The 12,340-nt window shown below is 51.7% G+C and carries 11 protein-coding genes; 5 read left to right on the forward strand and 6 right to left on the reverse strand.

Going from position 1 to position 12,340, the window contains the following annotated elements; all coding sequences use genetic code 11:
* Nucleotides 1-30: 30 nt before the first annotated feature.
* Genes ccsB through THEAM_RS01865 form a run of 4 tightly spaced genes read right to left on the reverse strand, consistent with a single transcriptional unit; the run spans nucleotide 31 to nucleotide 4,966 of the window.
* Nucleotides 31-1,041, reverse strand: a complete 1,011-nt coding sequence (ccsB, locus tag THEAM_RS01850; RefSeq protein WP_013537116.1) for a c-type cytochrome biogenesis protein CcsB — start codon at nucleotides 1,039-1,041, stop codon at nucleotides 31-33.
* On the reverse strand, nucleotides 1,038-2,369 hold the full coding sequence (gene resB / locus THEAM_RS01855) for a cytochrome c biogenesis protein ResB (protein ID WP_013537117.1): 1,332 nt from the start codon (nucleotides 2,367-2,369) through the stop codon (nucleotides 1,038-1,040). The genes ccsB and resB overlap by 4 nt, the downstream gene beginning before the upstream one ends.
* Before the next feature lie 46 nt (nucleotides 2,370-2,415).
* Nucleotides 2,416-3,540 carry an amidohydrolase family protein gene (locus THEAM_RS01860; protein ID WP_013537118.1) on the reverse strand — a complete coding sequence of 375 codons (1,125 nt, stop codon included), beginning with the start codon at nucleotides 3,538-3,540 and terminating at the stop codon, nucleotides 2,416-2,418.
* Nucleotides 3,524-4,966, reverse strand: coding sequence for an HD domain-containing protein (locus THEAM_RS01865; RefSeq protein ID WP_013537119.1), 1,443 nt, complete (start codon nucleotides 4,964-4,966; stop codon nucleotides 3,524-3,526). The genes THEAM_RS01860 and THEAM_RS01865 overlap by 17 nt, the downstream gene beginning before the upstream one ends.
* Nucleotides 4,967-4,986: 20 nt before the next feature.
* Here THEAM_RS01865 and THEAM_RS01870 point away from each other — a divergent pair, with 20 nt between their 5' ends.
* The 5 genes from THEAM_RS01870 to THEAM_RS01890 all read left to right on the forward strand — a co-directional run bounded on the left by THEAM_RS01870 (nucleotide 4,987) and on the right by THEAM_RS01890 (nucleotide 11,664).
* Entirely contained in the window at nucleotides 4,987-5,658 is a 672-nt protein-coding gene (locus tag THEAM_RS01870; RefSeq protein WP_013537120.1) for an ABC transporter ATP-binding protein, read from the forward strand.
* A gap of 27 nt (nucleotides 5,659-5,685) precedes the next feature.
* On the forward strand, nucleotides 5,686-8,160 hold the full coding sequence (locus THEAM_RS01875; protein WP_013537121.1) for an ATP-dependent Clp protease ATP-binding subunit: 2,475 nt from the start codon (nucleotides 5,686-5,688) through the stop codon (nucleotides 8,158-8,160).
* A complete protein-coding gene (locus THEAM_RS01880; RefSeq protein ID WP_013537122.1) occupies nucleotides 8,157-8,876 on the forward strand; it encodes a 16S rRNA (uracil(1498)-N(3))-methyltransferase in 720 nt (239 codons plus the stop codon). Before THEAM_RS01875 ends, THEAM_RS01880 begins: the two co-directional genes overlap by 4 nt.
* Before the next feature lie 149 nt (nucleotides 8,877-9,025).
* Complete coding sequence (locus THEAM_RS01885; RefSeq protein ID WP_013537124.1) at nucleotides 9,026-9,577, forward strand: macro domain-containing protein; 552 nt, start codon at nucleotides 9,026-9,028, stop codon at nucleotides 9,575-9,577.
* Nucleotides 9,578-9,690: 113 nt separating this feature from the next.
* On the forward strand, nucleotides 9,691-11,664 hold the full coding sequence (locus THEAM_RS01890) for a methyl-accepting chemotaxis protein (protein ID WP_013537125.1): 1,974 nt from the start codon (nucleotides 9,691-9,693) through the stop codon (nucleotides 11,662-11,664).
* On the opposite strand, the gene THEAM_RS01895 is transcribed toward THEAM_RS01890, so the two are convergent.
* On the reverse strand, nucleotides 11,654-12,043 hold the full coding sequence (locus THEAM_RS01895; RefSeq protein ID WP_041439372.1) for a HEPN domain-containing protein: 390 nt from the start codon (nucleotides 12,041-12,043) through the stop codon (nucleotides 11,654-11,656). The two genes, THEAM_RS01890 and THEAM_RS01895, sit on opposite strands and share 11 nt — an antisense overlap.
* On the reverse strand, nucleotides 12,036-12,329 hold the full coding sequence (locus tag THEAM_RS01900) for a hypothetical protein (RefSeq protein ID WP_013537127.1): 294 nt from the start codon (nucleotides 12,327-12,329) through the stop codon (nucleotides 12,036-12,038). Before THEAM_RS01900 ends, THEAM_RS01895 begins: the two co-directional genes overlap by 8 nt.
* Nucleotides 12,330-12,340 lie beyond the last annotated feature (11 nt).

The raw sequence follows: 12,340 nt of genomic DNA on the forward strand, positions 1-12,340 counted from the left end.
TGGGGGCGCAGAGCCCCCACCATTATATTCCTACTGCGCGTAGCTGTGAAGGCCCGGAATTATAAGGTTTACGCCGTAGTAGGTGAATATAACGCTGAGGAATCCCACAATTGTGAAGTAGGCAAGGGGTTTACCGGAAAGTCCCTTAATGTAGCGGGCGTGGAGGTATGCTGCGTAAACGAGCCAGGTAATCAGCGACCAGGTCTCTTTAGGGTCCCAAGACCAGTAGCCGCCCCAAGCGTACTTTGCCCAAACGGCACCGAGGATGATTCCGATTGTTAAGAAAACGAATCCGACTGCAACCGACTGGTACATAATCTGTTCCATCAGCTGAGTAGAGGGGAATATCTTCGATACGCCGGTTTTCTTAATGAGGTAGAGTATTCCGCAGAAAATGGCGGCTGCAACTGCAGAAACGGCAAGGAACAGGGGAACGTTCTCCCTGTAGGCAGAGTAGATGATGAAGAAGAAGATGAACCAAGTGGTTACGAAAACCACCGCCCAGTCTTTTGCCGTTGTGTCGTCCCTCTTGGCAAAGTAGGCGTAGGCTACACCTGCACTTACGGCTGCCGCTGCGTAGCCAATGAAGGTTGTTACAACGTGGAACAGTAGCCAGTTACTCTGGAGCGCGGGAACGAGGGGTTGGGCTTCCTCGCTGAAGCCGAGGATTTGGGTTGAGAGCTCCCCTATGAGGGCCAAGGGGATTACGAACATCCCGAAGGCCTTGTTCTTGTACTTCCACTCAAAGAGCAGGTAGAGGAGAACTGCGGTCCAGCCAAAGAGCATGAGGGATTCGTACATGTTGGTGAAGGGGGCGTACTTGTAGAAGGCGGTCCAGTCGGAGACCATGTTCACCCGGGCTTTCTCTATACCCCTCAGGATGAAACCGGCTCCCTGGATGATTACGCCGAGCCAGGCAAAGCCCGTGGCCAGCTTAGACGACCACGAAGACTTGGAGAAGGTGTAGATGGTGTAGAAGAGAAACGCCAGGAAGTAGGCAACCATTCCGGCGTTAAACAGCGTTACCGAGGTGATTGTCATGACTCATCCTCCTTAGGGGTATTTTGGCAGTATGAAGACTTTAAAACCCCTAAGACCTTCTCCAAGTCTTGGGCCAGCCCCTCTGTTCCTTTATTTGTAAGGCCTCCTATTACAAGCCTCGTTTTCTCTTCACCCTTCTTCTCTATTCTCGCCCACACTCTCCTGTGGGGAACGAAGAAGGCGACTATAAGTCCCACTATTAATATTGTGCTGCCCACCCATACTATCCAAGTTCCCGGGTCTTTGGATACCTGGAGTCCGGTGTAGAAGACTGGCTTGAAGTCTACAACCGAGAAGAGCTTGTCGGTTCCCGGAACTCTGTAGAACATGAAGGGCCTTATTGTGGCGTCTTGGACCTTTCCGTTCTCTATCAGCTCAACGCCCAGGGTTCCGGTGTTACCGTCGAGGCTGACTATTCTCAGGTAAACGCCTTTACCGAACTTCACAGGTTGGCCGAAGGCCACACCCACCAGTTTTTCGTGGCCTTTGGTGTCCCTTACCCTCAGGAAGGCCTCTCCCTGCCCGTAGCTTGCCTGGTAGAAGTAGATGCCCCTGTACTTTAGGGGCTTGTTAACTTCTATCGTTTTCCTTAGAACGGGTTTACCGTTCTCTATGATGGTTAGGTCGGAGATGTAGGCTTTCGGCATTCCAGAGGGGTAGAAGTCTATTTTGAACTTGTTGCACTTAACGTAGAAGGGCAGCTCTATTATTTTGGGGCCCGAGAAGAAGCTTACGAGGTTGCTTGCCGTTCCCTCTGCAAGGTTCATGTAGCCCCTGTAGCCGAATATGGCGGTTACGAGCCCGCCGATGAGAACGACCAGAACTCCCAGGTGGACTATGTACACGCCGAACCGGGCGAATACGTGTTTATCGGCGAATACGTGGATTTCGTTTTCGGTCTCTTTGGCCACTTCTACTTTGTATTTCAGCTGTTTTAGGGCTTCTATTACCTTCTCTTTTACTGCCTGAGCGGGTGCCGATAGGGTTATGGAGTGGGAGACCCTGAGGCTCTTTTCATACCCCGGAGGAAGCGTTTTCCGGGGCTCCATGGCCACTTTCCAGATTTTCGGGAGCCTCTTTATTGAGCAGACAATCAGGTTTATGGCAAGGAGCGTGAGGAGCGAGATGTACCACCAGGAGTGGTAAACGTCGGTGAAACCGAGGAACTTCATTATTTTGTAGGTGGTTTCACCGTATTCCATGAGGTACTTTTCGGGGTTCTGCTGCTGTTCGATGATTGTTCCGACGATGGAGGTGACTGCCAGGGTGAGGAGGAGAACAATCGCCAGCTTAACCGAGCTGAAGAAGTCGTATATGGCTTTGAACATCGGCGGCTCCTTGCTGTCTGTGTTTTCGCACTTTCAGGATATTTAATCAAAGGGTATTAGAAAAGTCAAGAATTCCAAATTGTTGCCCCTCTTTAATCAAAGGCTCGAAAGGGGTTGAGTGGTTTCCTTTTGCTACTGTAAATAGTGCGGTTTCGCCATAGTGTTGTAGGTTTAAAACCTTTGCACCTTTGTAGGTGATGAGGGGTAGGAGCTCCCTCAGCGGAACTCTGCAGCCGAGCTGGTAGTAAAGGCACCGAAGCTCTTCAACTACCGATAGTGAAACGTTGCTGCTGAGTCCGTCGGTCCCGAGCCCTACTTTCTCTAATGTGAGTAGCTCTTCAACGGGCGGGAAGCCGGTTTTAAGGTGGAGGTTGCTTCTGGGGCACAGAACTGCCGAGGCTTTGGCCTTCCTCAGCTCTTTTGCTTCTTTGGGGCTCAGGTTTGTGCAGTGGACTGCTATGAGGTTTTCGTTTAGGGCGTTGAGTTTTTTGAGGTAGTCCACTATCCCTTCTGCACAGAGTTTCTCGTACCGTTTTCTGCCTATGGTGGGGTAGATGAGGCTTTCGAACCTGTTGGGCAGGCACTTGGCAAAGAGCTGTTCGTCGGGGGTTTCTGCAAGGTGCATCTGGAATTTGTATCCCCTTTCGAGGCTGTCGGTTGCTATCTTTTTTATGGCCGTTGCCGAAACCGAGTAGATTGAGTGGATTGAGAGGGGAGGGGGGATTTCTTTGGGGTTTAGGTCTTTTCCTATGAACTCTCTGAAGGTAACTGCTTTAACCGGCAGTTTTACGCTGGGGGCAACCCCGAAGGAGGAGATATCGCCTACGTAGTAGGTTCCGCTCTTTTTTATCAGCTCTGCCCCTTTCCTGACGGCCCTTTCTATCTCTGGGAGCGTTTTTGTTGCCCTGCTTCCGATTATCCACAGGAGCCACTGGAAGAAGTCTTTGAAGTTATCGGGGTTGAAGTTGAGGTTTGAGAGCTCTAAGTGGGTGTGGCAGTTTACAAAGGGCGGGTAGAGAACCCCTTCTATTTGAATCCACTTTTTGAACTCGCCTTCCGGCTTGCGCCTGTGGTAGGCCTCTATTCGGCCGTTTTTTATTACTATGAAGGGGTTTTTAAGGACTTCCCCGTTCGGTTTTACGGCCCAGGATGGGTTAATTACCGCTCTCACAGTGGATTCCTTTTACCAGTTTTGCGGCCTCTTCTTTTGTAGAGACTTTGCCGAGGGCCTGAAGCTCCAGTAGTTTCTCTTTTATTTTCCCTACGCATTTGCCCGGTTTTGAGAGCCCTTTGATTTCCATTATCTCCTCGCCTGTAAGTAGGGGCTTTAGGTTTTTAATTCGTTCTTTAAAGAATTTAATCAGGTGGCGGGTGAACTCGGTGTAGAGGGGAAGCTCTTTCTCTTTCTCCCGGGAGGTTGCGCACAGGTCGGCGGCTCCGTGTAGGAGAACGTGGGGGGCGTAGGGTTTTGTGTCTCGGAAGAACCGGTAGATGGCCCTCTCTGTAAGCTCTCCCTTTTTGAAGAGTTCAAAAAGGAAGAATGGGCGTAAATGGTGCCGGATAACGTTTTTAACGAGCTTCGCGCTTCTTTTCCCGAAGGACAGCCTCAGCATTGCGTTGAAGGCTATTTCGGCTCCTAAGGCGTCGTGGCCGTAGAAGGTAAGCTTCCCGTTCTCCTCTTTCATCGTTTGGGGTTTGGCAACGTCGTGGTATAGTGCCGCAAGCTCTAAGAGCCCGATGTCGGGCAGTTCCGGCAGGTGGCTGTTTTTAAAGAGCACCTCTGCCTCTTCAGAGAGCATCTCTTCTGCCCGTTCGGCGAGCCTCTCCACCCACTCTACCGTTCTTAAGGTGTGCTCCTTAAGGTTGAACTGGTGGAAGCCGGAAGGTGGAACTTTCTCTATTCCTTGGAGCTCTGGGAAAACCGGGAAGAGGGCTCCTATTTCGTCCAGCTCCCTGAGGGCCAAAGCAAAGAACCCTCCCTTTAGGCACTTTACGAGTTCCTCCTTTATCCGTTCGGGAGCAACGCTTTTTAGCCCTTCTGCTGCTTCCCGGGCGAGTTTAAGGAAGGAAGGATGGTAGGTGAAGTCGAGCTCGTTTTTTATCCGAACTCCTCTCAGAACTCTGAGGGGGTCTGCCCTGAGTGCACCTTCGGATACTGGCCTCACAAGGCCTTTCTGGAGGTCTTCAAGGCCTCCGGTTGGGTCTATTATCAGGGCGTCGTCGTTAAAGGGCAGGAAGAGCTCTCTGAGGTCTACTGCAAGGGCGTTTATCGTAAAGTCCCTTTTCAGGAGGTCTTCTTCTACGGTTGCGCCGTCTACTCGGGTGAGGTCTATTCTCCAGTCCGGGCCGCAGAAGCTGAAAACGGCCTTTTCCCTCTCTATTACAAACGGTTTTTTCTTTAAGGTTTCCTCTATGCAACGGGCGCACTCTTGGGGTTTAAAGCAAACTACGTCTATGTCTACTTTCTCCTTTGCAACCCGCAGGAGGCGGTCCCTTATGAAGCCTCCCACTATGTAGCAGCGGCCGTTTACAAGGCACTCCTGGAGCTTCTCCAGCTTCGGGTGGTAAAAGGTAAACTTGTGTATCCGCTTCTCCATTTAAGTCTCCGGGAGGTAAGGTGGAAGTAATTATAAAGGCCGAAAACTTGGTTAAGGTTTACAGGAGCGAAGGGGACGAGGTTGTTGCCCTTAAGGGGGTAAACCTTGAGCTTACGGCCGGTGAGTTCTCTCTGCTTATGGGAGCTTCCGGCTCGGGTAAATCTACGCTCCTTCACATACTTGGAACTCTCGACAGGCCGACGGAGGGCAGGGTGCTGTACAGGGGAAGAGACCTCTTTGCCCTGCCCGAAGGGGAGCTTGCCAAGTTCAGGAACAGGAAGGTGGGTTTTGTTTTCCAGTTTCACTACCTTATAAACGAGCTCACCCTGCTTGAAAACGTTATGGCTCCTCTGCTTGTTGGGGGTTTCCCAAGGGATGAGGCGGCAGTTAGGGCAGAGGAGGTGTTGAAGAGGGTAGGTCTGGGGCATAGATTATCTCACAGACCGTTTGAGGTTTCGGGCGGAGAGAAGCAGCGGACGGCAGTTGCAAGGGCGCTTGTCACCGAGCCAGAGGTGGTTCTGGCCGATGAACCTACCGGTAACCTCGACTCTCAAACGGCCCGTTCGGTAGTTGAGCTCATGAGGGAACTCAACCGCGAGCTCGGAACCACCTTCCTGATAGCCACCCACAACAGCGAGCTGGAATCTTTTGCCGACAAAGTATACTTTATTAAGGATGGTGTAATCCTTTAGGCTTCAAACCAAATCAAAGGAGCGTAGATGTTTGAAAGGTTTACAACAAAAGCCCGCCAAATAATTATAAAGGCCAAAGAGCAGGCGGTATCCTTACGGTGTGAGAAACTGGGAACGGAGCATATACTCCTTTCCCTTTTAAAGGAAGATGAGATAACCAACCAGATTCTTGCCCGTTACAACATATCCAAGGCGAGAATTCAGGAGATTATCCTGTCTCAGATTCAGCCTGCACCTTACGAGGTGGATATAAACACTGTTACCTTCTCTACCGAGGCCCGTAGGGTTTTGGAGCATGCAGTTGAAGAGGCCAAGCTTATGGCCAGCCCCTACGTTGGCCCCGAGCACCTCTTTATAGCCCTTGCTAAGGAGAAGCTCGGCCTTGCGGGGAGAATTCTCAGAAGCTACGGGCTCGACCACTACACCCTTCGCAGGGAGGTTGCAACCCTCCTTAAGGGGATAACAACCGAGAAGAAGGGGCCCAAGAAGAGCTCTACTCCCAACCTGGATAAGTTCGGTAGGGATTTAACCAAGCTTGCCGAAGAGGGTAAGCTCGACCCCGTTATAGGCCGGGAAAAGGAGATAGAGAGGGTTACCCATATCCTTGCCCGCAGGAGGAAGAACAACCCGGTGCTTGTTGGAGAGCCGGGTGTAGGTAAAACGGCCATAGTAGAGGGACTTGCCCTTAAAATCGCCAAGGGTGAAGTGCCCGAGAAGCTGAAGAACAAGCGGATAGTGTCCCTTGATATGGCTTCCCTTATTGCCGGCACGAAGTACCGTGGGCAGTTTGAGGAGCGTTTAAAGGCGATAGTTAAGGAGCTTGAGAACAACAAGGACGTGATTCTGTTTATCGACGAGCTTCACACCCTTGTAGGCGCCGGTGCGGCAGAGGGCTCCATGGACGCCTCCAACATACTCAAACCCTCCCTTTCAAGGGGAGAGATTCAGGTAATCGGTGCAACAACCATAGACGAGTACCGCAAGTACATCGAGAAGGACGGAGCCCTGGAGAGGAGGTTCCAGCCCGTTATGGTTGAGGAGCCTTCCGTTGAGGACACCATAGAGATACTTAAGGGGCTCAAGCCTAAGTTTGAGGAGTTCCACAACGTTGTTATAACCGACGAGGCCATAGAGAGGGCGGTGAAGCTCTCGGTTCGCTACATAAACGACAGGAAGCTCCCCGATAAGGCTATAGACATAATAGACGAGGCGGGGGCTAAGGCCCAGCTTCAGGTTAGTGCTAAAGACGACAGGGTAAGGGCCCTTGAGAAAAAAATAGAAGAGGTTAAGGCCCTGAAAGAAGAGGCCCTTGCCATGGCCGAGTACGAAAAGGCCCACGAGTACAAGCAGAAGGAGCTGAAGCTCCTTGCCGAACTGGAGGAGCTCAAGAGAGAGGCTCGCCTCAGGCAGAAGCAGGAGAGGGTTGTAATAGACGAGAAGAAGGTAGAGGAGATAGTGGCCCTCTGGACGGGTATTCCCGTTCAGCAGCTTCAAGAAAAAGAGGCCGAGAAGCTCAAACGCCTTGAGGAAGAGCTCCACAAGAGGGTTGTCGGCCAGCACGAGGCTGTAGAGGCCGTTGCAAAGGCCATTAAGCGCTCCCGCCTTGGTATAAGGGCAAACGTAAACAGGCCCATAGGTTGCTTCCTCTTCCTCGGGCCTACTGGCGTGGGTAAAACCGAGCTTGCAAAAGCCCTGGCCGAGTACCTCTTCGGCGACGAGAAGGCCCTTATACGGATAGACATGTCCGAGTACATGGAGAAACACTCCGTCTCAAGGCTTATAGGTTCGCCTCCGGGCTACGTAGGCTACGAAGAGGGCGGCCAGCTTACCGAGGCTGTAAGGCGTAAGCCCTACTCTGTAATACTCCTCGACGAGATAGAAAAGGCCCACCCAGACGTTCTCAACATACTCCTTCAAATCATGGAAGACGGCAGGCTTACAGACGGCCTGGGCAGAACCGTCTCCTTCACCAACACCATACTCATTATGACCAGCAACCTCGGGGCAAAACACCTCATCTCCGCCCAGAGGGGAATGGGGTTTGAAGTGGCCGACGGCAAAGAGGAAGAGCGCTCCTTTGAGCGTATGAAGTCCCTCGTCCTCGACGAAGTGAAGCGCTACTTCAAACCCGAGTTCATAAACAGGCTCGACGGCATAGTCGTATTCCATCCCCTTACCGAGAAGGAGGTTAAAGAAATCGTTAAGAAGCAGATTGAGCGGCTCAACAAGGAGCTCGAGGAGAAGGGTCTCAAAGTTCACGTTACCAAGAAGTTCATAGACTACATAGTTGCCCGTGAGTTTAAGAAGGAGTACGGTGCCCGAACAATCAGAAGGGCCATCCAGACCCTTGTGGAAGATAGGCTCACAGACGAAATCCTAATGGGGCGGTTCACAGAGGGTGGTGAAGTCCTCTTTGACGTTACGCCTAAGGGTAGAATCTCCGTCAGGGAGAAGAAGAAGCGGAAGAAAACGGAGAAGCCTACGGAGCTTGCCAACAAATGAGAAGGTTTAAAGTAGACTCAATCAAGGGAAGCGTGGCCTACCTGCGGGGGCAGGAGGCCCGCCACGCCCTTAAAGTTCTTAGGCTCAAAAAGGGCGACGAGATAATAGTTTTCGACGGCGAAGGTAAGGAGTACTCTGCCGTTATAGAGGCCGCTTCGCCCACCTCTGTGAAGCTCAAAATCGTTGAGGAGATAAACGTAAACAGAGATTCCCCCTTGAACTCCACCCTCTATATGGGTCTTACCAACAAGCTTCAGAAGTTTGAGCTTGCCCTCCAGAAGGTTACCGAGCTCGGCGTTACGAGGATTGTTCCGGTGGTTTGTGCCCGCTCGTCAACCGCCCAGCTGGTAAAGAACTGGTCGGGGAAGATGCGCAGGTGGCAGGAGATAGTTGTTAACGCTGCAAAGCAATGCGGCAGAAGTGTTTTGCCCGAGCTTTTGGAACCCGTGCCGCTACCCGAGGTGGAAGACGACTCCGATCTTAAGTTTGTTCTTTGGGAGAAGGGAGGTAAGTCCCTGAAGAACTACCAGGACTACGTTGCCTCCTCCGTTTCCCTCCTTGTAGGCCCGGAAGGCGGCCTTGAGAAGGGAGAGATAGAGCTGCTTGAGTCTAAGGGGTTTAAGCCCATCTATTTGGGCAAGCGGATACTAAGGGCGGAAACGGCGGCTATTGCAGGAGTTACACTTGTCCAGTTCATCTGGGGAGACCTGGGATAGAGAGCAGCTGTCTCCGCTACACTCTTTCCCGTCTTTTAGCCTGAGAACCAGCCAGATGCCTACGGCTCCTACTACAAGCGGAACCCACAGCTCCATATCGACTCCTTCAAGGTGGGTTTAACTTAAACTTATACGCTCGGGAGGCAAAATTGAAGGTACTTGCAGAAAGAGAGGTAAACGGTTGCACTTTTAAGGCTGTTCAGGGTGATATTACCGAGGAATCTACCGAGGCTATTGTGAACCCGGCCAACTCCCTTCTGAAACACGGCGGAGGTGTTGCCGGTGCGATAGTCAGAAAAGGGGGAGCGGTTATTCAAAAAGAGAGCGACGCTTTGGTTGAGAGGAACGGCCCTGTTCCCGTTGGAAGTGCCGTTTACACCTCTGCAGGGAACTTAAAGGCGAAGTACGTTATTCACACGGTCGGCCCGGTTTGGGGCGAGGGAAACGAGGAGGAGAAACTGAGGCGGGCCGTTCGTTCGGCCTTGAGGGTTGCCGACTCTTTGGGTGTAAGCTCTGTGGCTCTCCCTGCGATAAGCACCGGGATATTCGGTTATCCCAAGAGGGAAGGGGTTAAGGTGATAGTCAGCGAGGCTGTTAACTACTTTAAAGACACTCCGAACTCTTCTGTGAAGGAGCTTCACTTCACCGCCTTAGACTCTGAAACGGCCGAGCTGTTTAAAGAGGCCCTTGAGAACCTCTGATTCCCTGCCCTCCTTGAAGCTTCAGAAGTTAAGAGTATTACTCTATGGTTTGGTTAAAACTTTTGAATCCAATGCCGATTATATAGGTGAGACTCCTGCCGCGGAGAGGTCTGATGACCATAAAGCAGAAGTTGCTGCTCATAAACGTTGTCATTCTGGCCTTCGTTATTGCCCTTGTGGGGTTTTTCTTCTTCGACGTGAAGCTTCAGATGGAAGCTCTGAACAGGGAGAAGGTTTTAAATGACCTCTCGTCTAAAATCAGTCTTCTCGTCCATGAAACCCAGAGGGAGCGCGGAGCCAGCGCCGGCTACTTGGGTAGCAGGGGGAAGAAGTTTGCCGCTATTTTGAGGCAGCAGCGTTTAAGGACCGATGAACGGGTTGCTCAGTTTAAGGAGTTCCTCTCACGCGTTGGGCTCGATGCCTTCCCCGAGGATATAAGGGAGAAGCTTCAGGAGGCGCTCGCTTACCTTGCTCAGCTTCCCCAGGTAAGGCAGAAGGTTGATTCACTATCCATACCGGTTAAGGAAGAGGTGGCCTACTACACCAACCTCAACAAGGTTCTGCTCGACGCAGTTGCCCTCTCTGCAAAGCACGCAAGCACTTCATCTCTCGTAAAGGCTCTAAAGGGTTACTCTTGCTTCCTGAAGGCGAAGGAGAGGGTCGGCATAGAGCGGGCCATTCTCAGCAACGCCTTTGCCGCCGATAAGTTCGCTCCGGGAATGTTCGCCAAGTGGCTTCAGCTTGTTGCCCAGCAAGAGGCCTACCTGGATGCCTTCAAGTCTATAGCCAGCGACAGGGTTTTAGAGTTCTACAGGGAGAAGATGAACTCTCCGGTTGTTTCTGAAGTTGAGAGGATGAGGCGTATAGCCCTTGAGAAAGCCGAAACCGGAGGGTTCGGCGTAGACAGCGTTTACTGGTACAAGACAATCACGAGGATGATAGACCTTATGAAACAGGTTGACGACTTCATATCCGAGAGCAACCGCGAGCTTATAAAGAGCCTTTACAGGAAGAACGAGGCCAAGGCCATTGCGGTGGGAGTTTCATCTCTGGTCTTTATGGTCGGCATTTCCCTCTTCCTCTACCTTGTGAGTAGGAGCATAAGCAGGAGGATAGAGCTTCTCAACGAAAAAGTCGGCCGGCTGGAACAGCTCGACCTTACCGTTGACCTCTCGGTTGAGGGTAACGACGAGATTGCCGATATGGTCCGCTCCCTCAACGGCGTTATCCAGCGTATCAAGGAGCTTCTGCTGCGCTCCTTGGAGGTTGCTCAGGTTAACTACAAAGAGAGCGAGCACCTGGACCAGATTGCCAAAAAACTCAAGGAGCTCAGTGATTCGGTTGCCGAGGACGTTGCCGAAATAAGGGAGAGCATCTCTACAACGAAGGAAGACGCCTTTGTTAACAAGCAGACCGCCTCTGAAATCGCCCAGGTTCTCTCAGAGGCCGGCGGCGTTGTGAACGAACTTCTAAAAAGCGTTACCTCTTTCACCGAAGTTGTCTCGAGCGGTAAGGCTAAACAGGAAGAGCTTGAAGAGCTTGTCTCCTCGATAGAGAGCAAAACCGGAGAGATAAAACGGATAGTGGACATAATCTCCAACATTGCAGAGCAGACCAACCTCCTTGCCCTGAACGCGGCCATAGAGGCCTCGAGGGCCGGTGAGGCCGGCAAAGGGTTCGCCGTTGTTGCAGACGAGGTAAGGAAGCTCGCCGAGAAGGTGAGAAGCTCCCTCCTTGAAATCAGCCAGATAACCGAGTTTATCACCAAGGGGATAAAACAGGTTGCCGTTCAAACTAAAGAGATGGCGGCTCAGATGGAGGAGATGTCGGAGAGCTTCTCGGGCCTTGTTGCAGAAGCGGAAAAGACCAAGGAGAGCCTTGTTGAGGCAGAGGAGAAGACCGACCTGCTCACCCGCCGTCAGGAAGAGCTCGTTGAGCTTATGGAAGGGCTTGAAGGCAGGGTAGAGGAGATAGACGGTGCGGTTGAGCAGGAGAAGAAAGGCGTTGAAGAGGTTCAGCAGGCAACAAAGGCCCTGAAGCGGGAGGCCAACGTCCTTAAGGAGCTCCTCTCTCAGTTTAAGGTGTAAGGTTGCTCTTTTTGAGCTCCGAGAGAAGCGCCTCCCCGAGTTTAAGGGCTTTTGAGGCTTTCTTCTCGGTTATCTGTACTTTGCGGTCGTAGTCGGCTGCGATGCGCAGGGTTTGGAGTCTTTTGAGCTTGGTGAACAGCTTTGGGTAGTGCCCTTTCACGTAGGTTAGAAGCTCTTTGTGGCTGCTGTTTTCGGACAGAACGCCGACTTTTCTAAAGTAGTCTTCGAGGTTCTTAAATACTGCGTAGTAACACCTGTTGCACACGGTTCTGTAGCAGGCCTGTCTGTTGCCCAGCGAAGTTGAAAGGGGTGAGTTTGAAACTTTCAGCAGGAACTTGGCGGTGTTCAGAAGCTCTTCCCAGCGAAAGTGGTTACTCATCAAGCTCTATACCCACCTCGATGGCAAGGTCCTTATACCTGGTGAGTAACAGGCTATAGGCTTTTTCTATTAAGGTTTCCTTTTCATTCTCGGTTAGGCCTTCGGTCACCTCAAGCAAAAGGGCAGTTCCTTCGGGGGAGGTTACTTTTTTAACGCCGCAAACCGCCTCTAACATTTTGAGTTCATCTGTAAACTGCTTGAGCCGCTCTTTAAAGCACGGCCTCTTCTCTTTAGGGTAGGTTGCCGGTATTACTGCCGGTTGGAACTCCGTAGGTTCTGTAAACACTTTTTTACCCG

Origin of the sequence: Thermovibrio ammonificans HB-1 (assembly GCF_000185805.1) — a bacterium.
Taxonomy (GTDB): domain Bacteria; phylum Aquificota; class Aquificia; order Desulfurobacteriales; family Desulfurobacteriaceae; genus Thermovibrio; species Thermovibrio ammonificans.